General features: G+C 43.2%; 15 protein-coding genes, 5 pseudogenes and 1 riboswitch. Of the genes and pseudogenes, 14 read left to right on the top strand and 6 right to left on the bottom strand.

The features are described from left to right. Nucleotides 1–714 (top strand): annotated as a pseudogene (locus DXA05_RS12760) (iron chelate uptake ABC transporter family permease subunit); the annotation flags it as partial. Further along, nucleotides 707–1,770: pseudogene (locus DXA05_RS12755) on the top strand (ABC transporter ATP-binding protein). The pseudogenes DXA05_RS12760 and DXA05_RS12755, both read left to right, overlap by 8 nt. Nucleotides 1,771–2,448: 678 nt before the next feature. On the opposite strand, the pseudogene cbiD reads toward DXA05_RS12755, so the two are convergent. Further along, nucleotides 2,449–4,259 (bottom strand): annotated as a pseudogene (gene cbiD / locus DXA05_RS12750) (cobalt-precorrin-5B (C(1))-methyltransferase CbiD). After that, complete coding sequence (cobM, locus tag DXA05_RS12745) at nt 4,256–6,085, bottom strand: precorrin-4 C(11)-methyltransferase (protein ID WP_008024875.1); 1,830 nt, start codon at nt 6,083–6,085, stop codon at nt 4,256–4,258. The pseudogene cbiD and the gene cobM overlap by 4 nt, the downstream one beginning before the upstream one ends. Before the next feature lie 131 nt (nt 6,086–6,216). Further along, nucleotides 6,217–6,411: riboswitch (cobalamin riboswitch) on the top strand. Between the two features lie 56 nt (nt 6,412–6,467). Here cobM and DXA05_RS12740 point away from each other — a divergent pair. The 11 genes and pseudogenes from DXA05_RS12740 (at nt 6,468) to cbiB (ending at nt 20,735) form a co-directional block, all read left to right on the top strand. Further along, a pseudogene (locus tag DXA05_RS12740) lies at nt 6,468–8,649 on the top strand (TonB-dependent receptor). A gap of 25 nt (nt 8,650–8,674) precedes the next feature. Then, nucleotides 8,675–9,370 (top strand): precorrin-2 C(20)-methyltransferase, encoded by a 696-nt coding sequence (locus DXA05_RS12735; protein WP_128859216.1) that lies wholly within the window; start codon nt 8,675–8,677, stop codon nt 9,368–9,370. A 5-nt stretch (nt 9,371–9,375) separates the two neighbouring features. Next, the gene (locus DXA05_RS12730; RefSeq protein WP_055235764.1) at nt 9,376–11,457 is read left to right on the top strand and encodes a TonB-dependent receptor; all 2,082 of its coding nucleotides are present in this window, start codon (nt 9,376–9,378) and stop codon (nt 11,455–11,457) included. Nucleotides 11,458–11,484: 27 nt separating this feature from the next. Continuing rightward, entirely contained in the window at nt 11,485–12,516 is a 1,032-nt protein-coding gene (locus tag DXA05_RS12725; protein WP_008024868.1) for a sirohydrochlorin cobaltochelatase, read from the top strand. A 218-nt stretch (nt 12,517–12,734) separates the two neighbouring features. Continuing rightward, entirely contained in the window at nt 12,735–14,141 is a 1,407-nt protein-coding gene (gene cobJ, locus DXA05_RS12720) for a precorrin-3B C(17)-methyltransferase (protein WP_008024866.1), read from the top strand. Between the two features lie 27 nt (nt 14,142–14,168). After that, the gene (locus DXA05_RS12715) at nt 14,169–15,353 is read left to right on the top strand and encodes a bifunctional cobalt-precorrin-7 (C(5))-methyltransferase/cobalt-precorrin-6B (C(15))-methyltransferase (RefSeq protein WP_008024863.1); all 1,185 of its coding nucleotides are present in this window, start codon (nt 14,169–14,171) and stop codon (nt 15,351–15,353) included. Further along, nucleotides 15,350–16,672: a cobyrinate a,c-diamide synthase gene (locus tag DXA05_RS12710; RefSeq protein WP_008024862.1), complete on the top strand. Its 1,323-nt coding sequence runs from the start codon at nt 15,350–15,352 to the stop codon at nt 16,670–16,672. The genes DXA05_RS12715 and DXA05_RS12710 overlap by 4 nt, the downstream gene beginning before the upstream one ends. Continuing rightward, nucleotides 16,672–17,262: a cob(I)yrinic acid a,c-diamide adenosyltransferase gene (locus DXA05_RS12705; protein ID WP_032812048.1), complete on the top strand. Its 591-nt coding sequence runs from the start codon at nt 16,672–16,674 to the stop codon at nt 17,260–17,262. The genes DXA05_RS12710 and DXA05_RS12705 overlap by 1 nt, the downstream gene beginning before the upstream one ends. Nucleotides 17,263–17,266: 4 nt before the next feature. After that, nucleotides 17,267–18,757: a cobyric acid synthase gene (locus tag DXA05_RS12700; protein WP_032812047.1), complete on the top strand. Its 1,491-nt coding sequence runs from the start codon at nt 17,267–17,269 to the stop codon at nt 18,755–18,757. Beyond that, nucleotides 18,750–19,772, top strand: coding sequence for a threonine-phosphate decarboxylase (locus tag DXA05_RS12695; RefSeq protein ID WP_008024855.1), 1,023 nt, complete (start codon nt 18,750–18,752; stop codon nt 19,770–19,772). The genes DXA05_RS12700 and DXA05_RS12695 overlap by 8 nt, the downstream gene beginning before the upstream one ends. A 15-nt stretch (nt 19,773–19,787) precedes the next feature. Next, nucleotides 19,788–20,735, top strand: coding sequence for an adenosylcobinamide-phosphate synthase CbiB (gene cbiB / locus DXA05_RS12690; RefSeq protein WP_008024853.1), 948 nt, complete (start codon nt 19,788–19,790; stop codon nt 20,733–20,735). Here cbiB and cobC read toward each other — a convergent pair. The 4 genes and pseudogenes from cobC to cobU form a co-directional block, all read right to left on the bottom strand. Next, nucleotides 20,715–21,248, bottom strand: a complete 534-nt coding sequence (gene cobC, locus DXA05_RS12685; protein WP_008024852.1) for an alpha-ribazole phosphatase — start codon at nt 21,246–21,248, stop codon at nt 20,715–20,717. The genes cbiB and cobC overlap by 21 nt on opposite strands. An 8-nt stretch (nt 21,249–21,256) precedes the next feature. Continuing rightward, nucleotides 21,257–22,003: an adenosylcobinamide-GDP ribazoletransferase gene (locus DXA05_RS12680; protein ID WP_008024850.1), complete on the bottom strand. Its 747-nt coding sequence runs from the start codon at nt 22,001–22,003 to the stop codon at nt 21,257–21,259. Between the two features lies 1 nt (nt 22,004). After that, nucleotides 22,005–23,041 (bottom strand): annotated as a pseudogene (gene cobT, locus DXA05_RS12675) (nicotinate-nucleotide--dimethylbenzimidazole phosphoribosyltransferase). 2 nt (nt 23,042–23,043) lie between these two features. Further along, entirely contained in the window at nt 23,044–23,553 is a 510-nt protein-coding gene (cobU, locus tag DXA05_RS12670; RefSeq protein ID WP_008024847.1) for a bifunctional adenosylcobinamide kinase/adenosylcobinamide-phosphate guanylyltransferase, read from the bottom strand. A 136-nt stretch (nt 23,554–23,689) separates the two neighbouring features. Between cobU and DXA05_RS12665 the strand changes: the two genes are divergently transcribed. Continuing rightward, the gene (locus DXA05_RS12665; protein WP_128859215.1) at nt 23,690–26,446 is read left to right on the top strand and encodes an outer membrane beta-barrel protein; all 2,757 of its coding nucleotides are present in this window, start codon (nt 23,690–23,692) and stop codon (nt 26,444–26,446) included. Nucleotides 26,447–26,490 lie beyond the last annotated feature (44 nt).

The following is a 26,490-nucleotide window of genomic DNA, read 5'->3' as shown; positions in this document are numbered from 1 at the left end:
GTGCCTTGGCAGTCTCAGGGGAGTGGCGTTGAGCAGTCTGGGGCTGATTGGTGAATTGGCGCTGACGGTTGCCGCTATTGCAGGAGCATTGTCTATCATGGCGCTTATTGCTTTCGCCTCACAGAAAGTAAAAGGAAACGTGACTCTGTTGATTATCGGTGTGATGATTGGTTATGTAGCCAATGCCGTGATTGGAGTATTGAAGTTTTTCAGCGTCGAAGAAGATATTCGCGCGTATGTCATTTGGGGATTAGGAAGCTTTTCCCGTATTTCCGGTGACCAGTTATTCCCATTCCTTTGTACAATGGCTGTACTTCTTCCACTCTCTTTTCTGTTGATTAAGACATTGAATCTGTTGTTGCTTGGAGACAGTTATGCGCGAAATCTGGGCTTGAATATCAAACGTGCCCGTTTGTTGGTAATCTCCTGTTCCGGAGCTTTGGTGGCGATTGTAACGGCTTATTGTGGCCCGATTGTTTTTCTGGGACTGGCTGTTCCGCATCTTTGCCGTGCTTTGTTCCGTACTTCCGACCATCGGATATTGATGCCTTCTTCTTTACTGGTAGGGGCGGCAATGGCGTTATTGTGTAATCTGATAGCCCGTATGCCGGGATTTGAAGGTGCTTTGCCGGTCAACTCCGTCACAGCTTTGGTCGTGCACCGGTGGTAGTGTCGGTGTTGTTCCGTAAGCGTAAGGGAGAGGTAAATGAATGATAATCAGAACAGGGAGAAACTTAACATGCAAGAGCAAGAAACCATAACTATCAGGAACCTGGCCACAGGCTATAAAGGAAAGCATAAAACGCATATCGTAGCCCGTGATATAAATGCCAGTATTTATGCTGGCGAACTCACTTGTCTGCTTGGAGCCAATGGAGCGGGGAAGTCCACTTTGTTGCATACACTGTCCGGTTTCCTACCGAAATTGTCGGGAGAGATCCGGATCATGAATAAAGAGGTTGAGAAATATTCCGATGCGGATATGTCGAAAGTCATCAGTGTGGTGCTGACAGAAAAGTGCGACTTGCGTAATATGACGGTGGAAGAGATGGTAGCGTTAGGAAGAAGTCCTTATACTGGTTTTTGGGGAGTGTTGAAGAAAGGAGATAAAGAAATTGTTTCCCGTGCGATAGCCGGTGTAGGGATAGAGGTGCTAACCGGTCGGATGATGCATACGTTGAGTGACGGAGAAAAACAAAAGGTGATGATTGCCAAAGCGTTGGCGCAGGAAACACCTGTGATTTTTCTGGATGAACCGACTGCTTTCCTTGATTTTCCAAGTAAAGTGGAGATGATGCAACTGTTGCATCGGTTGTCCCGCGATACGGGGAAAACTATTTTCATGAGTACCCATGATTTGGAACTGGCTTTACAGATTGCCGATAAAGTCTGGATGATGGATAAAGAAAACGGTGTGACTATCGGAACTCCTGAAGACTTGTCACTGAATGGTACATTGAGTAACTTCTTTTCCCGTAAAGGAATCATGTTCGACCAAAATACGGGATTGTTTAAAATCAACAATGAATATTCTGTAAAGATGCATCTTGAAGGGCATGGTCAAAAATATGCGATGGTCAGGAAAGCTCTTTTGCGAAATGGAATTCTGGCAGGGCGTGAGATTGAATCTGATGTTTACATAGAAACAGGTAATCTCAGACGGAAGGATTTTTGCTGCATTTGCCGGAGAATGAAGTTCGAAAAGCGGAAGACATTGAGGTATTGCTCAAGTTGGTGTCCGGTTATCTAGTGAATAGCAGATATAGTTGATTCAAAAAATCCTCAAAACTGTATGGAAATGAGCCGAAATATAATCTCTTAACACTCTACTACAGAATTAAAAAGTAAAAAATTGCTGTCACCTGTCACATGTTTGTATTTAAACATCTGACAGTGAATGAGTAGTGGTGTGACGGCAGCATGTGACAGCACAGTGACAGTACTTTTGCTGTCACCTCTTCTCCTTCTTTTAGAAGCAAGTTCCAAGCAAGTTTCCTTTGTTTGAAACTAAAGTTTCAACAAAGAGAAACTAGAGTTTCCAGCCTTGAAACTGATGGTTTCAAGCAATTGGAACTAGAGTTTCAAGCTTATGGAACTAAAGTTCCATCCCATGAAACCAATGGTTTGAAGGTATGAAACGAATGTTTTCCTATGACTAAAAAATATGAAGCTATACAGGTTGTGATTTTCAGGAAAGAGAAAAGGAAGAGAAGAAAGAATCGTGGGAGAACATGTGACAGCAAAAGTACTGTCACTGTGCTGTCACATGCTGCCGTCACACCACTACTCATTCATTGTCAGATGTTTAAATACAAACATGTGACAGGTGACAGCAAATTTTCACTTTTTAATTCTCTAGTAGATGCTCGCTGGGATTATATTTCAACTTATTTTTTATGACTTGACTTATTTCAAAACCGTATAGAAATAAACCTGTCAATAATAGATTTAGAATAGGGTAGAGTGAAATTGATATGAAATCTCCCCAGTCTCATTGATTAATAAAATGGCGAGCTCTCCTTTGGGAAAAAGTGGTGTACAGTGTATATGACATAGTTGTACCAACTTGTTGAACAAAATTTCTTTATCTTTCTTGTTTGGTATTCCCCATAGTTCGCGGGCAAGCGTCATTTGTTCGATCAATGCTAAAGTCTCATCTGAACAGCTGCACTGAATAGCTATTTCTTTTAAAAAGTCTTTGTTCATTATGACTTTCTTGCTGTGAGTATCCAAGTGTCCTTCTGCCAGTTTTACCGCTTTTCCTATCATAATCCCCATGCTTACCTTTTGAAAACCAGTCTCTGCTGCTATTTTTAATGTCTCTCCGATAAAGTTTCCGTAATGCACAAAAGCCTGTGGAGGGAGATTCGGATAGAGGCTCCGGACAAATTTCTCACTTTTGGCTCCGGAATTGATAACCAATCGTTCCGCATTAATTGCATAGGCCACTTCCACTTCCTTGCGTATGGCATCGACGAATGCTTCCGAAGAAAAAGGTTTCACAATACCCGAAGTTCCGATAATGGAGATCCCTCCAATAATTCCCAATTTCGGGTTGAATGTTTTCAGAGCCAGTGTTTCTCCTTCGGGAACGCTGATAGTTACGTCCAGCCCTCCTCCATAAAGCAAGGATAGTTCATTGACGATCATTTTCCGGGGAGTCGAATTAATGGCAGGTTCACCGACGGCTAATCCCAATCCGGGAAGTGTGACTTTTCCCACCCCTTTTCCTTGCAGGAAATGTATGCCGGGAGAATCGGAAAAAGATACAGTGGCTACAATCTGATGTCCGTGGGTAACGTCCGGGTCATCTCCGGCATCTTTGATGACACTGGCAGTGGCGGTATTCTCATCCGTTTTTTCTACCTTATATATAGGTAGGACGACCCTTTCTCCATCCGGTAATGTCACTTCCGTTTTTTCTTCAAAACATTCTTCTGTCAATGCAAGTAAAGCGGCTTTGGCTGCGGCTGTTGCGCAGGTTCCGGTAGTGATCCACTTCTTAGGGCATAAAATCCCGGTACATTTAGTTCAACAGCCCGTCTCAATCCGTATTTCCCATTTACTGTAATAAAACCCTCGGGCAGGGGAGGACGGCGGACCACATAAATTTTGATTCCGTTTTTCAGAGCAGCTTCTATTTTTTCGATGAAGCCTCCCGAACTGCCGCTTTCTTTTGTGATAATCGCTTGCGGGGAAAGTTGCTTAAAAAGGAGTGATTCATCTTCTTCGGGTTGATAGAAAATCAGTTTTTCTTTGGGGAATCCTGCCTTTATGGCAATATCTACGGATTCCGACCGTTCCAGAACCCGAAAGATACAGTCATGCTCTTTCCAGAAACCTTGTAGCTTGGTAATAGTTTGAGTGCCGGTAAGAGCCAGTAGTTTCTCTATACCGTCCTGTTTCATACGGGCGACGGCATCTTCGAAGTCATCACACCAAATGATTTCCTCCGATAATTCCGGATAGATACGTTCCAGACGTACTACCTTGATCGTTAATTCTTTTGCCGCGAGGAAGATATTCAGGTGGAGTTGTTGCGCAAATGGATGGGCGGCATCTATTATTAATCGGATGTCGTGTTCACGGCAGAAAGAAATGATTTTTTCTGAATCCATGTTGCCGGTCAGTCGCGTCATATTTCTGCACGTGACTTCCTGAAGGGTGCCACGTGTGGAATAATAAAAGGGTTGTCCTGCTTCATCGAGGGTTTCAGCGGCAGTGCGTCCCTCCGTCGTTCCTCCGAAAATCAGTATCATGGGCGGAAAAGATGTTTGAATTCATCAGCATATAGTCTGGATAATCCCTCCCGGTGGTCGATGGCATTACCGACTACAAGCAGGGTAGTAAGAGTCAGATGGTTGTCACGGACAATTTGAGCAAGATCTTTCAGCTTGCCGCGATATATCTTTTCTTCTTTCCAAGTGAGTTTGTAGCAGGCAGCTACGGGCGTTTCGGGAGAGTAGGCTTGCAAGAGTTCTTCCTGTACCTGCTCCACAATAGCAGCACTTAGATAGATGCACATCGTGCTTTGCGAGCGCGCCAGCAAATGAAGTTTTTCTTTCTCGGGCATCGGTGTCCGACCCTCTCCACGTGTGAGGATAATGCTTTGCACTTCTTCAGGAATGGTGAACTGTGATTTGAGGGCGGCTGCTGCGGCCTGAAAAGAAGAAATGCCGGGAGTGATGTGATACCTCATTCCGTATTGGTCGAAGAATGCCATCTGTTCGGCAATAGCTCCGTAAATACACGGGTCACCTGTGTGGAGACGTACCACAAACAATCCCTTGTCATAGAAAGACTTCATGAGGGTGAATTGTTCCTCCAATGTCATGTCTGCCGAACTTCTAACGGTAGCGCCCGGTTTGGCGTAATACGTCAGTTCGCGGGGCACCAGACTGCCGGCATAAAGAATGAGGTCTGCCTTTTCCAGCATTCTCTTGCCTCTTACAGAAATCAATTCCGGGTCGCCCGGACCGGCCCCCACAATCTCGATATGCCCGTTGTTGCGGTCACTATCAGCAGAAAGTGCTACGGCAAAGGTGAAATTATTTCCTTCGGATAGTATTCTTTTTTGCTTTTCCATCAACAATCTGCCGTAATCGGAGGCACGGATAGCAGAACTTTCGGCCACCCCATCAACGCCTGTCACTTCTTTCACTTTTTCGGAGGGATTCGGAACGCTGATATCTGCCAGTTCTTCGGCTTTATAAATATGTAGTTCACTGTTTGAGAACTGCGTATGTAATTCTGCAATCAACGGTTCGTCTTTTTTCAGTTCAATCGTTGAAATGCTTTTCACTGCAAGTGGAGAAAGATGGTGTCGCAATAATTCATCTTTCATATAAATGCAGACTCCTTGTGGAGAACATTCTTTTTTGCAGCCTACCCCGATATGAAGCACGGGCGGATAGAACTGCAGTGTCGGGATAGGAGCGTCATATTCCCACGGACCAACAGTGATGAGTAATTGGTATTCGGCCAGCGGTATTTCTTCCAATCTATAATAGATATCTGTATGTTCCGGACAGCTCTGTTCAAGTTCGGCCGTTCCTTTATCCTTGACACTAAGCAGCAGGGCTGTCTTGTGTTTATTCACAAACTGAAAAATAGCCTGATTCATGGAAGCCGGTGTTGCCGAAGTTCTCCATCCGTAACGGGAGGTAAACGTATCCAGCGCCCACAACTGTTGATTATCACTTTGGGTGGTGACGATGGCTTCCCCTCCGGTGATTCCCGCAACGATTCGTGTCAGTTCATTGCCGCCTCCGATATGTCCGGACAGTACGGAGATAACGAAACGTCCGGTACTGTCAACGTTAATCACTGCCGGATCGGTATATTTGTTCCGGATGCAGGAAGCAATACTTCTCACACAGATGCCGAGTGCACCGATAAAAACGATTGCTTTAAAATCGGAAAAATGTTCTTTCATAAATCCGCTGTACGAGGTGATTGTTTCGCATCCCTCTGCTTCTCCTTTGAGGTATATGGCGGATTCTGCTAACTCTCTGCTTATATTCCTGGCTATGGGCAGACTTGACTCGGAAATTAAAATGATTGCTGTCTGAACGCTCTTTTCCATCCTGAAAATAATTAATTGAGGTAATGTTGCAAAAGTACAATAATAATCAGTTTCTTTTCTTGAGAGGTAGTGTAAATTTCGTGTTACTAAAAATATTTTTAGATATGTTATGAGATACAAATTAAATGTAGTAATTTTGCAGCACTTTAGGTGATGTTTTCAATCGTCCGATTGAACATAAAAGGGAATCCGGTGTGAATCCGGAGCAGTGCCCGCTACTGTAACATCCATCTATTGAAAGTTTTACTACTGCACTGTGCCGGATGCACGGGAAGGCGAACTTTCAGGATGAAGTCAGGAAACCTGCCTAAGGAAGAAACAATAGTTAACTTGTTCTCGGGGCTAAGAACATAAACTATAGAAATTTAAGCATAATCACAAAATGTTGAAAAAACTTATTTTGACCACCATGTTGGTCGGTGTATGTTGTGTTGTGTCCGCTCAGGTTACAATCAAGGGGCGTGTGTTGAATTCTGAAACCGGAGAGCCTGTTGTCGGAGCGAATATTCGGGTGGACCATAGTCTGCAGGGGGGAACTACGAATGCAAAAGGAGAGTTTATAATCAAGGGATTGCCTGATGGCAAACAAACCCTGCAAGTATCACATCTCAATTATGAACCGCAACGGTATTCCACTTCAAAGAGTGTAAATGACGTCGTGATACGCATGACGGAAAGTCATAACAATTTAAACCAGGTGGTAGTGACCGGAACCGGAACACATCGCCGGATGGTGGATAGTCCCATCCCGGTAAATGTATTGACTGCCAAAGATATCAAGGAGGCCAATGTTACGAATCTTGAGGAGGCTCTTACCAAACTCACTTCTAACTTTTCTTTCTCTACCAGCGGTATGGGAACGGAATGGTGCTTAATGGCTTGAATAGCGATTATATCCTTGTATTAGTGAACGGACGGAAACTGATTGGCGATGATGCGTTGATGCGCATCAACATGGCAAACGTGAAACGAATTGAAATACTGAACGGTTCGGCATCTGCGCTGTATGGTAGTGATGCCATTGGTGGAGTTATTAATATCATCACGGATGACAGCAAAAACAAGATTGACGCATCGAGCACTACCAAGGTGAGTGACCACGGACGTTTTTCGGAAGCTGTGAATCTGGATTTGAATGTTGGCAAACTTTCATCGTATACTTCTTACCAACGCCAACAGTCGGATGGCTGGAAACTTCATCCGATGACCGAAACGGTGAATAAAAAAGGGGAAGTGAAACTGGATCCTACCGATAAACAGGCTTTCACCGGTTATCATTCGAATACGGTCAACCAGAGTTTCTCTTATTCTCTGAATCATAAGACAACGCTGTATGCACAGGGTTCGTACTATAATTCCTGAATGACCGTCCGGTAACGGAATATAAATATAATATGTATCATGAGAATTATACGTATGGTTTCGGTATGAAGTATATTGTGAATAAGAAAGCATATATCGATGCCGATTTCTATTCGGACAATTACAAGTCGGCTTATGACTATATTCAGGAAAGCGGTGACTTCAAGATTGGAGATAAGGAAACTCGTAAGAAACAATATTTTTACCGGGGAAATGTGAAGAGTATTATCAAGGTGAACAGCAAGAACAAACTGTCTGCCGGATTGGAATATCTGGATGAAAAGCTGGAAAGTGAATCGGACAATATCTCTAATAAGACGCTCTACACCATGGCTTTATATGCACAGGATGAGTGGACGATTGCCGAATCTCTGCAAGCAGTAGTGGGATTGCGTTACATTTATAATGAAACATTTGAAGATCATTTCACTCCGACAGCTTCTATTATGTATAGGGAGGGTGGTTTCCGTGGCCGATTGTCTTTTGCAACAGGTTTCCGCACGCCTACTCTTTCTGAAATTTACGCTACGGATCTGGCAAAGACTACCAATCGCTATACTATCGGAAATCTGGAACTGAAACCGGAAGAAAGCAAGAATTTCTCATTGAATCTGGAATATACTCATTCCCGTTTTTCTGTATCAGCAACGGCTTTTGTAAATAATGTGACGGATATGATTAATTACCGTACTTTGAGCGATGAAGAAGCTGCACAGTACGGTGATTATGATGAAGTGCGCCAGCGTGACAACATCGATAAAGTGAGAATCAAAGGGGTGAATGTAAATGCAAATGCTTACCTGGGACTTGGATTCAATCTGGGAGCCGGCTATACGCTGTTGGATGCAAGAAATCTGATAACGGACAAACCGATTGACAAAAGTGTCAAGTATGCAGGAAACGTAAATGCGCAATGGTCTAAGAACTGGGGATTGTATGGACTGAACATCAATATGGTTGGTCGCGGACAGGGAAAGAGATATTCCGAAACGTATGACTATGATTCATCCGGTTTTATGCTTTGGGATTTGAATACAGGACATACATTCAATCTGAAATATTTCATTCTGAATGCCGGTTTGGGTGTTGAGAACCTGTTCGACTGGGTAGACGACCGTCCCTGGAATACGAAGAAACCTTATTCGACCATTACACCGGGAAGAGCTTTCTATGCAAGCCTGACGATTCGTTTTAGAAAATAAGGATAAGAAATAATCGATAAGAAAGATGGAAGATTTGAAACCGGTATATATCGTTTCTTTAGGTCCGGGTGAAGCGGGGCTTATCTCTTTGATAGGAGGTGCTACACTATGTCGGGCAAATGCTATTTTTTGCCCGAAAACAAATGCGCGTTCCCGGTCTTCTGTTCTTCTGAAAGAATTGAAGATAAAGAAAGAATCTATCAGACGCTATACATTGCCGATGAGTAAGAAGCGTGAGATGGCTTATGAGGCTTACGATAAGGTTTTTGAAGAAATAGTCAGCCTGTATTCGGAAGGTTTATGTGTGGCGATAGTGGCTGAAGGAGATGCCGGTTTTTATTCTTCTACCAGTTATTTGGTCGGAAAGCTCAAGAAAGTGGGGATACCTATCAAGCAGATTGCCGGTGTTCCGGCGTTTATTGCAGCGGCGGCTTCCATCGGTCTTTCCATTGTGGAACAGGAAGAACGGTTGACGGTGTGTCCGGGAAAAGTGGACGGAGAACTGTTCAGCCGGATTGCTTCCGGTAGTGAAGTGGCGGTAGTGATGAAATTATCGCAGTGTGAGGGGGAAGTGAAGCATTTTATAAGTTTGGAGGAAAGACTTGTCTGTCATTATTTCGAGAATGTGGGAGCGGACGGGGATTTTTATACGTGTGATAAGAAAGATATATTGGCAAGGGAATTTCCTTATTTCTCTTTAATGATAATAAAAGGTAGATGAAACGAATGAGACAAATATGGTTAGCAGGACTTGTTTTGTTGTCTTTATCCGCAGAGGTAAGTGCACAGAGCAATGTCGCCATGCAGGATTCGATTCCTGAAATAGTGGTGACAGGTACGGGAACGGAACACTATCTGAAAGATGCACCTGTGCAGACGGAAGTGATTAGCCGCAAAATGCTGGATAGTTATGCAGGGGCTACCTTGGAAGATATTTTGAGCGGACTGTGTGCTTCTTTTGATTTTAGTGCTGGTGATATGGGAGCCAATATGCAATTGGGAGGACTCGGCAATGGTTATATATTAATCCTTGTTGATGGTAAGAAGATGCATGGTGATGTAGGCGGACAGAATAATCTGGGCTTGATCGATCCGGCTCGTATTGAACGTATTGAAATCGTGAAAGGAGCTGCTTCGGCACTTTACGGAAGTGATGCTATTGCAGGAGTGGTGAATATTATATTAAAGAAACACCGCGAAAATATTTTGATAGAAAATACAAGTCGCGGCGGATCGTATGGAGAATTCCGGCAGTCGAATACCGTACAGTTCAAGGTTGGTAAATTTACTTCTTCCACTAATTTCCAACTGAAGCATTCAGACGGATGGCAGAATACAACTTATGAAGATCCGAACCGTTATGAATATCCTATAACCAATTCCATCAATAAGACTGTAAATCGCTATACGGACTGGCAAGTGGCACAGCGTTTCGATTATCAGGCTACAAAGGATTTGAGCCTTTACGCTGACGGTAGCTTTTATCGCAAACGGATATATCGTCCTTGCGGAGTGCCTGACTATAAGACTTATGATTTCCTTTATCGTAACTCTTCTGTTGCGACAGGAGGTAAGTTGAAGCTGAAAAATAGCAATAGCATTATGCTGGACGTCAACTATGATAGTCATGCTTATTATTATATGTACACTCGCGAGACTTGGGATAAGGAGTATGATGATAGTGGCAAGGAGATCAGTTTTCCATATTTCCCTGGTGATAAAGGATTGCAAAGCGATCAAAGCCGCTTGTTATTGCAGTTGAAAGGTATATTCAATCTGCCATACTTCAATCGTTTGAGTGTGGGTACTGATACGGAAATCAATTGGCTGGATGCTCCCCGTCGACTGGATGAAAAAGATCAGGTATCCGATTATACGACCTCTTTCTATGCGCAGGATGAATGGACGCCTATTGAACGGTTGAATATCACAGCGGGAGGGAGACTGACAGTGAATCAGAACTTTGGTGTGCGCATCACTCCGAAAGTATCGGCACTTTATAAGTTAGGAGCTTTTAATCTGCGTGCTACCTATTCGGAAGGATTCAAGACACCGACACTGAAAGAATTGCATTACCGTTATATCCGTCAGATGTCAATAATCTCATTGAATCTGGGAAATACGGAGTTGGATCCACAGACCAGCCGTTATGTTTCCGGTGGACTGGAATATAATGGAACTCGTTTCAGTATCAATGTCACGGGATATTGTAACTGGGTAGATAATATGATAACTCTAGTCACTATTCCTCTTTCGCAGGCTCCGGGTGATCTGGTTGTTACCTATGATCCTGCCCGTGTACGCCAGTATCAGAACATGGATGATGCCCGTACTTATGGGGTGGATGTGAATGCCAAATGGACACCGGTCCAATCACTGACTCTGACAGGAGGTTATAGCTATCTGGATACTGAAGCGAACCAATATGATGAAGAAGATCAAGTAATGAAACATGTCATTATTGATGGTATGGCTCATCATCGTGCTACTGTGAGTGCCATCTGGACGCATGCGTGGAGACGGAGTAACTATCGTCTTGGCATTGGAGTTTATGGACGTATTCAGAGTAAACGTTATTATCAGGATGATGGAAATGGCAAGGCTTATAATCTTTGGAGGCTGAATACCCGTCACCAATTCAAATTGGGCAAACGATGGAATGCCGAGGTGAATGCGGGAATCGATAATATCTTCAATTATTATGAGACAACGTATCACAGCCTGAATTATGGTACAACTACAGCGGGACGAACTTTCTATGGTTCGTTGATGATACAATTCGGACAAAAAAAGACAAAAAATACATGATGTTTAACCCTTTAAAATTTTAAAGACATGAAACAGTTTAGATTTATGATGATGACAGCTTTAGTAGCTGTAATGTCCCTTTCGGCAGTATCTTGCTCCGACGACGATGATGATGTGGCAAAATCCAACCACGATAAGAAGATGGAAGCAGTAACTGCCGAAGTACAAGCCAACAAAAAGCATGATACAGCCTTGCTGCTAGTGACTTTTGGTAGTACGTGGGATGCGCCTCAAACGACTTTCAATAATATGAAAGCGCAGTTTGCTAGTAAGTTCCCTAACATGGATATTTATTTTTCTTTCACTTCGGAGATTTGTATGACCCGTTGCGCGGCAAAAGGTTGGAATTATTATGCACCTTCTTTCTATTTGGAAGCTATTGGTCTGGCAGGATATAAGACGGTTTGCGTGCAATCTCTTCATGTTATTCCCGGCGAAGAATTCCTTCGGGTACAGAATGTCGTGAAAGATTTCCATAATGATGGTGAGCACCCGGAATTTGCCAACGTGAAAGTATATTTGGGTGGTCCGTTGTTGGAAACAGAGGAAGATGTAACCAATGTAGCAAAGATTCTGCATGAAACTTATAAAAGTAAAGTGGAGTCGAATAATATTGTGACTTTCATGGGACATGGAAATCCCGAAAATTATAACTACGGGAATGGTAACTCTCGCTACACGATGATGGAAGCAGAGTTGCAGAAACTTAATTCTAATTATTTTGTGGCTACTGTAGATATGGAAGATAATTATATAGACGATATGATTTCCCGTATGCAGGCAGCTAACAAGAAATCAGGTAATGTGATCTGTCATCCGTTGATGTCTATTGCAGGCGATCATGCTAATAATGATATGAAGGGTGGTGTTGGTGCCACGGCTGAAGAAGGAAGTTGGCGCTATGAATTGGCAAAAGCCGGATATACTTGCCCGTTGGCTAACTGTGATATCAAAGGATTAGGTGATTATTCCAAGATTGTAAGCGTATGGGTTAGCCATATTGAGAAGAAGGTCGCTGATAATGATGCAATGTATGATCCGGATGCGGAAGAAGAATAATTGGTTGATTAGTTGAGTGTGAAATAATCATACTGCTAATAAACAAAATAAAGCCAACCAAAATGGCCGTATTTGCTATAAATAAAACGGGATCATTTTAGTTGGCTTTTTATATAGTCAGGATATTCTGTGATTTTTTATTCAGAACTATCTGATTACATTTTATCTTGTTTAAGTTTTTATCTTTACCTTTGTTTCAGGTATAATCCTGAAGATGTATGAAAGAAAATAAGATCATAGTAGCAGGTATCGGTCCCGGTAGCCCGGAAGATATTACTCCAGCTGTCGTTAATGCCTTGAAAGAGTCAGATGTAGTGATTGGATATAAGTATTATTTTCAGTTTATTACCTCCTGGCTGTCGGAACAGACAGAATGCATAGATACCGGAATGAAGCGGGAGAAAGCCCGTGCAGAATTGGCTTTTGAATATGCTGAACAGGGAAAAACTGTTTGTGTCATCAGTTCCGGTGATGCGGGAATCTATGGGATGGCTCCGTTGATTTATGAAATGAAACGGGAACGGGGGAGTGAGGTCGAGATCCTCGTGCTGCCCGGTATCAGTGCTTTCCAGAAAGCTGCGTCATTGCTGGGTGCTCCCATCGGTCATGATTTTTGCATTATCTCTCTGTCCGACTTGATGACTTCCTGGGAAATCATAGAAAAAAGAATCACTGCCGCTGCTACTGCCGACTTTGTAACAGCCATTTACAACCCTAAGAGTGAGGGACGTTACTGGCAGCTTTATCGTCTGAAAGAAATCTTTCAGGAATCCCGTTCACCGGAAACGCCCGTAGGTTATGTCCGTCAGGCAGGTCGGGAAGAAGAAACGGTGGTAGTGACCACCTTACAGGATTTCGATCCGGAAGAAGTGGATATGTTTACAGTAATACTGATTGGCAATTCACAAACTTATCAATTTCAGAACCGGATGGTAACTCCTCGCGGATATTATCGCGAACAGGAAAAGGGGGAAGTCGGAAAAGGACAGGAGATTATGATGAACTCTTTCCGGAAGATAGAGGAAGAGATGCAGAATAAAGAGATCGACCTTGACCGTAAGTGGGCTTTATTTCATGCCATACATACCACAGCGGATTTTGAAATGGAGAAGCTGGTATATACGGATAAGGAGGTTGTAAAGAACTTGTATGAACAGATTGCTTCCGGACGGATTAAGACGATTATCACAGATGTCACGATGGTAGCTGCCGGCATACGGAAAGGTGCTTTACAGCGTTTAGGGGTGGAAGTGAAATGTTATCTCTCCGACGAACGTGCAGTGGAACAGTCGAAGAAACGGGGAACTACCCGCTCACAGGAAGCTATTCGCCTGGCTGTAGAAAAACATCCGGATGCTCTTTTTGTATTTGGTAATGCACCTACGGCATTAATAGAACTGTGCGATCTGATTCGAAAAGGAAAAGCACACCCGTCCGGGGTTATTGCCGCTCCCGTAGGATTCGTGCATGTGAAAGAGTCGAAATACATGATAAAGACATTCACGGAAGTACCGAAGATTATTGTTCAGGGCAGACGGGGAGGAAGTAATCTTGCCGCTACATTGGTGAACGCGATTTTATGTTTTGATGATGCCCGGACACTGCGCCCCGGCAGAGATGTATAGAAGAGTATAGACATTTTATATGACAGAATGCAGGAATTTCATATCATAGGAATAACAGATAGTCGCGAACTCTCTTTCAGTAAGGAGGTTCAGGCTTTGATTGCCCGTTCTCATGTCTTTTCGGGTGGAAAGAGACATCATGAAATTGTGGCGGCCATGTTACCGGAATCATCGGTTTGGATAGATATAACTGTGCCTCTTGACGCTGTGTTCGAGTGTTATGCCGGTTATCAGGAAATAGTAGTTTTTGCTTCCGGTGATCCTTTGTTTTTTGGTTTTGCCAATACGGTGATGCGTAAACTGCCCGAGGCTGTTGTCAAAGTCTATCCGTCTTTTAGTTCCTTGCAGCTTTTAGCGCACAAAGCCTTGTTACCTTATCATGATATGCGGACGATTTCTCTGACTGGCAGACCGTGGAAAGCCTTGGATGAGGCTCTTATTTCCGGAGAGACATTGATTGGTTCGCTCACTGACAGAGAAAAAACACCTGCATCCATAGCTGCCCGGATGCAAGCGTACGGATATGCCAACTACCGGATGATTGTGGGTGAGCAGTTGGGGAATGAAGAGGAAACAGTGGCAGAATATAGTGTGGAGGAAGCGATGGAAAGGCATTTCAGGATGCCGAATTGTGTGATTTTAAAGCGTATTACCGTTCGTGAACGGTCGTTCGGAATTCCGGAAGAGCAGTTTGAATTGTTGGACGGGCGGGCGAATATGATAACCAAAATGCCTGTTCGTCTGCTGTCATTGAGTCTGCTCGATTTGAGAAACAGATCGGTGATGTGGGACGTGGGTTTTTGTACTGGTTCTGTTTCCATTGAGGCGAAGTTGCAATTTCCTCATCTCGATATTGTTGCTTTTGAGAAAAGAGAGGCGGGGCGGCAATTGATGGAAACGAATAGTCATCGGTTTGGCTGTCCGGGAATAACGACGGTGATTGGAGATTTTTTGGATATACCGTTAGAGAAATTTCCCATGCCTGATGCTGTCTTTATTGGAGGTCATGGTGGCAAGTTGGGAGAAATGATAAAGAAAATAGCTCCTTTATTGCTTGTTGGTGGGACGCTGGTGTTTAATTCTGTATCCGAAGACAGTAGGAATCAATTTGAGAAAGCAATAGACGATAATGGATTGAAACTTGAACAAGTGATCCGACTGACAGTAGACGAGCATAATCCCATTGATACACTGAAAGCTATAAAACGATGAAACAGACCAGTCATTTTTTAATTGGAGCCGCTTCTTCGGGAGGTGGAAAAACAACCTTTACAACAGGGTTGTTAAGACTGTTTCGTGATAGAGGACTGAATGTGCAGCCTTATAAATGTGGTCCTGATTATATTGATACGAAGTATCATGAGATGGCAGCAGGTAATGCTTCCGTCAATCTCGATCTCTGGCTCTCTTCTCAAAAACATGTAAAGGAGACGTATGCAAAATACGCGGCTGCAATGGATGTATGTGTGACCGAGGGAGTGATGGGACTTTTCGACGGCTTCGAAGGAATGGAGGGAAGCAGTGCGGCTATTGCCGCCTTATTGAATATCCCTGTTGTTCTTGTAATCAATGCCAAATCAACGTCTTATACAGTAGCTCCGATTCTATATGGCTTTAAATATTTCAATCCGTCGGTGCGACTTGCCGGTGTGGTATTCAATCAGGTAGCTTCCGAACGCCATTACTCTTTTTTACAGAAAGCCTGTGAAGATGTAGGTGTAGAATGTTTCGGCTTTCTTCCTCGATTGAAAGAACTGGAAGTACCCTCCCGTCATTTGGGATTGACGTTGGATGCTTCCTATCAGTTTGATAAATTCGCTTCTGTGGTGGCGCAGGCGATTGAAGAGCATGTGGCGGTTGACCGGATTCTTGAAGTATGTAGTGTACCATTGGTTGATTATAATGCACATACCTCGATTCCATCGACAGAAATCTCCAAAGACATTCTTTTAGAAAGAAAATGGAAGATAGCAGTAGCGCAGGATGCAGCATTTAATTTCATGTACCGGGAGAACTTGGCTCGTCTGAAAGAATTAGGGACAGTTACCTTTTTCAGTCCCATGAGCGATGAACATCTGCCCGATTGTGATTTAGTTTATTTGCCGGGTGGTTATCCCGAATTTTTCCTGAAAGAGCTGGAAAGTAACATAGCCGTCAAGCAACAATTAAAAATGTATGTGGAAAGCGGAGGTCGTTTGCTTGCCGAATGTGGTGGGATGATGTATCTTTGTGACAGTATCCGGGGAATGGATGGAAAACAATATGCCATGGTCGGATTACTGCATCAGAGGGCTACTATGGAAAATATGAAATTAAGGCTTGGTTATCGAACCCTCCGGATAGGAGAGCAGGTATGGAAAGGACATGAGTTTCATTACTCTTCCATTGAAAAAGAACTTCCATCCATTGCGGAGGTGACAGATGCAAAAGGAAATCCTGTTTCCACTCCGCTTTATCGATATAAGAATCTGATTGCAGGCTATACACACCTCTATTGGGGTGAAATGAACTTAATGAAACTTTGGGAATGATGAGAAGAATATATACCCGTACGGGTGACAATGGAACTACCGGAATCTTTGGTGGTGAGCGTGTCGAAAAAGATGATATCAGGATTGAGGCTAACGGTACGATTGACGAACTGAATACGGTGATAGGAATAGTCCGCTCACTTCTTCCTGAACAGGATGAATGGCACGAATGGCTGTATGAAATACAGATGGAACTGATGTCATGCATGAGTCATGTGGCTACTCCATCCGTTAAAAGGGGCGAAAACCCGAATACCTTGCGTACGGATCTGACCGGTCTTCTGGAAAAAAGAATGGATACAATGAATACCGCTATGGAAGATAATGGCTATTTTATACTACCGGGTGGTACACAAATTTCTGCACAATTGCATCATGCGCGTGTTATAGCAAGGTGTGCCGAACGGAGGCTTTGCACATTACATCGGCAGGACCCGGTGCCGCAATCTCTGCTTGAATTCATCAACCGATTATCCGACTTGTTCTTTGTCATGGCACGCTATGAAATGTATCGGCAGCACTGGACTGAAGAGAAATGGAAAGCTTTCGGTTATAAGCGCAAAGCTTCAACCCCTGACCAAAGTAAATAGAAAGATGGAGAAGAAAAAACTAAATTCCTTTATGCTTGCCGGAACAGGTAGCGATGTCGGGAAAAGTATTCTGGCTGCGGCATTCTGTCGCATATTGAAGCAGGACGGATATCATCCTGCACCGTTCAAGGCCCAGAATATGGCTTTGAATTCGTATGCCACTCCCGAGGGATTGGAGATCGGCAGGGCGCAAGCCGTTCAGGCGGAAGCTGCCGGTGTTCCCTGTCATACGGATATGAATCCGTTGTTGTTGAAGCCAAGTTCCGAACATACTTCGCAGGTTGTGTTATTGGGGAAACCAATCGGTGACCGGAATGCGTATGAGTATTTCCGCAAGGAGGGAAGGGAAGAATTACGAAAAGTAGTCAATGAGTCGTATAATCGCCTCGCTACCAGATATAATCCGATAGTGATGGAGGGGGCCGGCAGTATCTCGGAAATTAATCTGCGGGACGTCGACCTGGTCAATATGCCTATGGCAAAACACGCTGGGGCAGATGTTTTTCTGGTAGCGGACATTGATCGTGGTGGTGTATTTGCCAGTGTGTATGGTTCTATTCTGTTGCAGACTCCGGAAGAACGTTCATTGATTAAGGGTATTATTATCAATAAGTTTAGAGGGGATATCCGCCTGTTTGAGTCCGGAATAAAGATGATCGAAGACCTCTGCAAGGTTCCTGTGCTTGGAGTAGTGCCCTACTATAAGGGAATTTATATAGAAGAAGAGGACTCTGTGATGCTTGAGTCTAAAAACCGGGAGGCTATAGCCGGAAAAATCAATATAGCTGTGATCTTGCTGCGTCATCTGTCTAACTTTACCGATTTTAATGTGTTGGAACGGGATGAACGGGTGCATTTGTATTATACCAATAATGTGAATGAAATAGCGAAAGCAGATATTGTATTGTTGCCCGGAAGCAAGAATACGCTGGATGATCTTTATGAATTGCGCTGTAACGGAGTAGTACAAGCTATTCTGAAAGCTCATCGGGAAGGGGCGACCATCATGGGCATCTGTGGCGGTTATCAGATGATGGGGCTGGAAGTACGCGATCCTGACGGAGTAGAGGGAAGTTTTAAATTACTTCCCGGCTTGGGGTTACTTCCTGTCATCACTACCATGCAGGGAGATAAAGTGACCCGGCAGGTGAATTTCACTTTTGATGAGTCGGATACGGTTTGTAAGGGATATGAGATACACATGGGCAGAAGCGTACCTGCCGGAGGATTCTCCCCTTCTCCTTTAAATAAACTGGAGGATGGAAGAGAGGATGGTTACCGGAATGGCCGGAAGTGTATGGGAACATATATTCATGGCATACTTGACAACCAGTCATTTATAGATTTCCTGCTCAAGCCTTATGCCGACAAACTGGAACAGCAGACCTTTGACTATGCAACATTCAAGGAAGAACAATATGATAAGTTGGCGGAACATGTGAGAAAACACATCAATATGCCGTTACTTTATAAAATATTAGAAAGAAATGATTGAGGGACACGGAGACGATCTTTATAAATACGGAAAGAAAATAGTTAGCAATTTCAGTTCGAATGTGTATAACCGGATCGATCATTCGGGACTTTACCAACGACTGAATGAGCGGCTCTCTACCATTTGCAGTTATCCCGAGCCGATGCCTTATTCTTTGGAAAGTGAAATAGCCCGGAGGTATTCGCTCACTCCCCGCCAAGTTTGTGTGACTAATGGAGCGACGGAAGCTATTTACTTGATAGCACAAGTCTTTCAAGGACGTATTTCAGCTGTGTTGGGACCAACCTTTAGCGAGTATGCGGACGCATGCCGGGTACATCGGCACAAAGTGAAGCCTTTTTATTCGTTGGACGCTTTACCGGAAGATGCGGAACTGGTGTGGATCTGCAATCCGAATAACCCGACAGGTGAAGTGCGAAATAAGGAAGACCTGAAAGCATTGGTCGATTCTCATCCTGATAAATTGTTTATATTCGATCAGTCTTACGAGTATTTCACATTAAAGTCACTTCTTGGGATTAAAGAAGCCGCTTCCTTTCCAAATGTGATCCTGCTCCATTCAATGACCAAGCAATACGCGATTCCGGGACTGCGGGTAGGTTATTTTACTGCCTCCGAGGGATTGACCGATGATGTTCGTTGCCGTCGGATGCCTTGGTCTGTGAATAGCCTGGCTATTGAAGCCGCAAAATATCTTCTGGAAGAGGGAGACGGCATTTCAGCGGATATTCCGCAACTTCTGGCAGAACGTGAGCGACTGACAAACCTCCTGCTTGCCACGGGGATGTTAGAAATATGGCCAACTGATACGCACTATATGTTGATAAAACTACGTATGGGGAAAGCGGCGGCCCTTAAGGATTTTCTAGCCGTGAATCATGGAATACTCATTCGGGATGCATCCAACTTTGAGGGATTGGACGAGCGTTTCTTTCGGATTGCTACGCAAACTCCCGAAGAAAATGATAAGCTGGTGAAAGCAATCAGTGAATGGATGGAGCAGATAATGAGTTAAGATATATTTTTGTTTATGATGAGTTACTTTATCGTTATAGGAGTAGTGCTGCGTGTTTTATTGCCGGCCTGGTTGATGGATCGTCTATTCGGTGATCCGGTGTCTTTGCCTCATCCTGTCATCTGGTTCGGCAAGATGATTGCTTTCGGGGAAAAGAGACTGAATAAAGGATCTTATAAGTTATGGAAAGGAGGAATCATGTCTGTTCTGTTGATCCTGTTCGTTTATTCGGTCACCATAGGAATCGAATATGCCCTTTCTTTTTTAGGAACTCCTGCGGTGATCGGTTTTGATATAATCTGCATTTTCTTTTGTCTGGCCGGAACTACATTGATTAAAGAGGTCAGAATGGTATTTGAGGCGGTTGATCGTTCTTTGGAAGAGGGACGTATTCAGGTTGCCCGTATTGTAGGGCGTGATACCTCCGAACTTTCTGCACAGGAAGTCAGGACTGCTGCTCTTGAAACTTTGGCGGAAAATTTGAGTGACGGAGTGATTGCTCCTCTTTTCTGGTATTTGTTGTTGGGCGTTCCGGGAATGATGGCCTACAAAATGGTGAATACGCTTGATTCCATGATTGGTTATCATAGTGATCGTTATCTCCTTTTTGGGCGTGTGGCAGCTCGTGTTGATGATGTCGCTAATTATATTCCTGCCCGTCTTACTGCTTTTCTGATGGTCTTGGCAAGTGGTCGGCTGAAACTCCTGTCATTTGTGAAGAGATATGGCAGGGAACATGCAAGTCCCAATTCCGGCTATCCGGAAGCCGCTCTTGCAGGTATCCTGAATTGTCGTTTCGGCGGTCCTCATCACTATTTTGGTCAACTCTTTACAAAGCCTTATATCGGAGTGAATGAACGTTTGCTGGACACATCCGATATGCGGATGGGAGTTGCTGTCAACCGTCGTGCAGAAGAGATGATGATTGTCCTGACTGTTTGTTTACGGGCGCTCTTGATATAGAAAAATTCCTCCATAGGCAGGTACTGCCTGAAATGCTTCTTCCGGTTGAATCAACTTTGCATAAATCTGTGCGCAAATCAATACGCCGCCATGAGCAAATACTACTATATTTTCAGCCTCCTTTTGTCTGACTTCGTCTAAAAACGCGGCTACCCGTTTATACTGATCGGCAAACGATTCTCCATTGGTTGCTTTTACATTCAAGTAATCGTCGTACCAGCACTGTAGATTCGGGTCTTTGATTTTATCAAAATACTGCATTTCCCAATCTCCGAAATTAAGTTCCAGTATTCTTGGGTCACGGATGGCATCTCCGAATCCGCAATATTGTGCCAGACGGGTGCATCTGGATAGAGGACTGGTGTAAGCCATATCAAAGTGAATGGATTCGATTTTAGCTTTGGTTACGGCTGCTTCTATCTCAAATGTAGGACGTAAAGGAACGTCTGACTGACCGTAACAAAGACCTTTAGGAACGTCGACAGAGGTATGTCTGATTAGATAAATATTCATAGGATTACTTATTTTATATAGATAGACATCACTGCTCCCAGCCAGAAACTTATTTCGCTTAAGAGAAATAATGCACCACAACAATCTCCGGTATATCCGTTCAAACGTCGTTTCATCATCCGGCAGATAAAGGAGAATACCAGAATAGGAAATATACACACGGGCCAGTAGCTTGGAGGAAGTAATAGGAGAGGCAGTATTCCCCCCATCGCAGACATAACGATCTCCCCCAAATTCATTCTTGTATATACTGTTCCGGATTTGCTATCTTCTTCTTTCCGTGCGTAGGGCAGGTAATTGATGATATTGGAAGAAATGAATTTGCTCCAGGTATCTCCGCTTAGTAATAAGAAAGGAGTAACTGTTAAGGGAAGTGCGACCAGTAGATTGTAAGCAAGCAGATAATAGATGATTAATCCCAAAACTCCGTAGCTTCCGATATGGGAATCTTTCATGATGCGTAACGTGCTTTCCCTGTTCGTTCCACCTCCGAATCCATCGAAGAAATCGGCCAATCCATCCTCATGCAATGCTCCTGTGATAAGTAAACGTGAAGTCAGTGCCAGGATTACGGCTACTCCGTGAGGTAAAATAGTACTGGCTCCCCAGAAAATCAATGCCATCATTCCCCCGGTCAGCCAGCCACTGAAACTCCAATAACTGACAACGTGTTTGAAACACTCCTGCGGAACTTCTTTTATTTTCCAGAAAGGCAATCGTGTAAAGAATATGAGGGCGGCAAGTATCTGGTTCATCTTAGAAATATTTAGTGATAGAGCATGAGCAAATGAATCCATCTCATTCAGCATTTTTACAGCAGAATCTACAATGGGATAGGCACAAACGGAACCGCTTCCTTCTCCAAGTCTTAGTCCGAGATTGAGTAGGGGACGTGCTCCGAGATAGTCCAATAATAGCTTATGTCCGCTCTCGTCTCCCTGATGACCGAATATGGCATAGCTCATCACTTCCGGATAAAGGCGTGAAGCGGCAAGAATACAATTGGTCATAATAAATCCATCAATTAGAATAACCATTCCCAGTTCGGCAGCTTTGAGCATTGCTCCTACGGCCATTACCATTTCGTAACCTCCGAAACGGCAGAGGATTTCTTCTGTGGAATGCTCTCCCGGATATTGTTCGAGAGATCTTTTCAGAACTTCGTATTTGTGATTTATTCCCTGATGATTGAGTCCGCTTCCTGCACCTACACATTGATCTAATGGGATTCCGGTGAAGCAAGTCATCCATAAGGAAGAGGGCGAAGTATTTCCGATTCCCATTTCACCGAAGCTAATGATATTGCAGCCTTCCTGGTGAGAAGTGTCCACACATTGGGCACCATGCTCCAGGCAGAGTTCCATCTCTTCAGGTGTCATGGCTGCTTCATGAAGGAAATTGCGTGTTCCTCTTCCGACTTTCATGTTAATGATGCCTTTTTCATAAGGCAAATCATAATCGACTCCTGCGTCTACAATTTTAAGAGTGAAACCGTGCTGTCGGCACAGGAAGTTAATCCCTGCTCCTCCATGAAGAAAGTTGCTGATTTGTTGCCAGGTTACTTCTTTAGGAGATGGGCTGACTTTTTCTTCTACGATGCCATGATCTGCGGCAAAGATTATATTTTGAGGATGAGTTAATCGTGGAGAAAGGGATTGTTGGATCAGTCCGATTTGCAAAGCGATTTCTTCCAGTCTTCCAAGCGATCCTTTAGGCTTGGTCAGATTATTGATTTTGTCAATCAGAGCTTCTTTGATAGCTTCATCCGGCTTTTGAATATGAAACGTTTTCATGTTTATTTTATTTTTACGGGAATACCACTTGCCATGAGATATACATCGTCGGCATGCGATGCGATGTATTGATTGGTCCAACCTTGCAAGTCTGTGAATTTACGTTGCAGTTTGTTCTCGGAAACTCCCCCCCAACCAATCTCATTAGTTACAAATATGAAAGTGGCGTCCTGCTGGGTAAATTTGTCGAATTCTTTTTTGACGGCTTCCAATGAGGAGGCAACATTAGAATCAAACTCCATAAAGAAGTTAGTGCACCAAAGAGTTACACAATCTATCACTACGACTCTGCCCGCTACATTGTGACGGCTCAATTCTTTTTCTTCTTCTATATTTGTCCATTCAGGACCGCGGTTCTTTTGATGGCGTTCCACCCTTTTTCTGAATTCTTCGTCCCATATCCTGGCAGTGGCCAAGTAAACCGGTGACGTAGTAAGTTCATGCGCTTTTTTTTCCGCGAACGAACTTTTACCGGATCGTTGTCCTCCTGTGATTAATATAATCCTTTTCATTAAGTTGCTGATTGAATAATGGATGGACAAAGGTATAAAAAATAACTCTGGGATTAAACGTTTTACGTAAAAGTTATTAACTTTGTCCCGATTTGTTTTAGATCAACATAAATATCAGACTTAACTACTATTGGATATGAACGCTTGTAAGTTAGTGGGATTGCTTTTGCTGCTACTTTGGGGACATACTACTTTGTATGCTCAACAAGTGAGAACTGTGCGAGGAAGAGTGCAGACAGTGGAAGCCGGCAGTAATGAGAAGCGGGCATTACCATCTGCCAGCATTGTTATTTTGGCGAAAAGCGATTCTGCTTTTATCAAGGGAATAACAAGTGATAAGAATGGGCGTTTCGTTCTTAATTATCAACCGCAGAAGAAAAAGAAATACCTGTTAAAGGTCTCTTTTATGGGAATGCAATCTGTATACCGGGCACTGGAAGACTCTGTATTGGTGAATATCGGTACAGTGGTATTGAAAGATGATGATATTCAGATTAGTGAAGTGACGATAACGGGAAAATTGCAGGAAGTAGTGATGGAGGGAGATACTACGGTTATCAATGCTGCCGCTTTTAAAACTCGTGAAGGAGCTTATCTGGAGGATTTGGTGAAGCGTGTTCCCGGATTGGTATATAATAAGAAAGATAATTCGTTGACATACAACGGACAGCCCATCAGTGAAATCAATGTAAATGGCGAAGCCTTTTTCTCCGGAGATAAAAAGACGGCACTCGAAAATCTGCCGGCAGATTTGATTAGTAAGTTGAAAGTGTACGATAAAAAATCAAAAGAAGAAGAATTTACCGGAATTAGTTCAGGAGAAAAGAAATATGTACTTGACTTGCAGACTAAGGATGAATTGAATAAAACCTGGCTGACAAATGCCACTGTGGGATATGGAAACAATCAAAAGAAGGATTTGGAAGGGCAGGTGAATTATTTTAGTAAAGACGGGGAAAATCTTTCTTTCATAGGACGTTCCACCAACCGATATCAGAATAGCACTTACAAGGATAATATTAATAATTCGGTGGGAATGAATATGACTCATAAATTCGGAAAGAAGTTTTCTTTGACCGGAAGCATGAACTATAATCTCAATCGGAACGGAAATATTTCTTCCATGTATCAGGAGCAATATTTAACTGCTGGTAACCAATATTCTGCGTCCACTAATGAAGGTAACTCTAAAAGCCGGTCGTTCAATTCTAATATCATGGGTAGTTGGGAAGTGGATAAACGTACACGCATACATTTTAACGGTGGTTTCAGCTTTTCTCCTAACCGGAATGAAAGTAATAGCCAGAATGCTTCTTTTGATGCTCCTCCTAACGTCAATCATGAAAGCTTGTTCGATGATTTTGAATCGATTTCCCAAGATATCAAAGTAAATCGTAGTGAAAACCGGTCGCGTTCGGAAGGACAATCGAACCGTTATAATTGGATGATGGGGATTATGAGGCGGCTGAATGAAAAAGGTACAACTTTAGGATTGAACATTCAAAGTTCGGATTCTTGGGGGGATAATGAAAGTTTTTCGCTTTCAAAAACTACTTATTTCCGTCTTAAAGATAAGCAGGGCAACGATTCTTTACTTTATCGTAACCAGTATTTGAAGTCACCCCAGAAAAATAATTCGTGGCGGGTAGGGATTAACTTCACCCAACCTATCGGTAAGAAAATGCATATTCGTGCAGCGTATAACTGGAACACTCATTATGAACGCGATAATCGCGACACTTATGAATTGTCTTCTTTGGCGAAGTCGGATGTTTTTGGTGAGTTGCCTCCTGACTATGAAACGGGGTATGTAGATAGTTTGAGTAATCGAAGTCATAGTCGTACTAATGGACATGATCTGAATGTAGGCTTCAATTACTCTGATGATACATGGATGGTGAATGCATCATTAGGGATTACTCCGCAAAGGCGAACCATTGAACGGAAAATGGGGAAACTGTATGCGGATACCACTGTGCATACTATCGACTTTCAGCCTATGATATGGCTGGCCTGGAAAAAGAAAGAGGCACGAATTACTTTCAATTATGACGGTAGAACCCGGCAACCTTCTTTATCGGACTTAATGCCACTTACAGATAATAGTAATCCATTATATATTACTCGAGGGAATCCGGATTTGAAGCAAATGTTTGCTCATAGTATGCGTATAAGCTTTCAACATTCTAAAAAAGGCATATCTGCGAATCTTGGAGGACAGTTGGAACAGAATAGCGTTACACAAGTAATGATATATGATGCACAGACTGGCGGACGTGAGACATATCCTGTCAATATAAACGGTAACTGGAATGTGTATGGAAGTGCTAACTGGTGGAAACGTTTAGGACATTTCTCTTTACGGTTGGATATGAACGGTAATCATAGTAATAGTGTCAGCATGATTAATGAAGATAGAAGTCTTGAGCCGGTGAAAAGTACAACGCGTGACACCGGCTTGAATTGTGAAGCGAATGTTTCTTATCAGCCTGCCTGGGGAGGTATTGACTTCTCTACTTCCTGGAATTATCAGTATTCGCTCAACTCTGTGAATGATAACAATACGTATACACGTTATTATAATTTCCGTTTGGAAGGATATGTTGATCTTCCTTTGGACATACAATTACGGACGGATGGGGCTTATACTTTCCGTAATGGTACAAATATCCGCAAAGGAGAAGATGATGAGATATTATGGAATGCGAGTGCTACCTGGAGGTTCTTGAAAAAGAAAGAAGCAGAACTGTCTGCTCATTGGGTAGACATTTTAGGAAAGAGGAAAAGTTATAACCGTATGGCAACTTCCGACGGCTTTTATGAGTATCGTACGCAGGAAATAAAAGGGTATTTCATCGTTACTTTCAAATATAACTTTCGTTTGATGATGTGATTTTTAGAAAAAAGTCGTATGTTTGCTACAGAACCATAAAACAA

The organism is Bacteroides sp. AM54-2NS (genome assembly GCF_003602935.1).
Taxonomy (GTDB): domain Bacteria; phylum Bacteroidota; class Bacteroidia; order Bacteroidales; family Bacteroidaceae; genus Bacteroides; species Bacteroides xylanisolvens.
The sequence above is the reverse complement of the archived record's forward strand: the minus strand, read 5'-3'. Positions and strand labels throughout refer to the sequence as shown.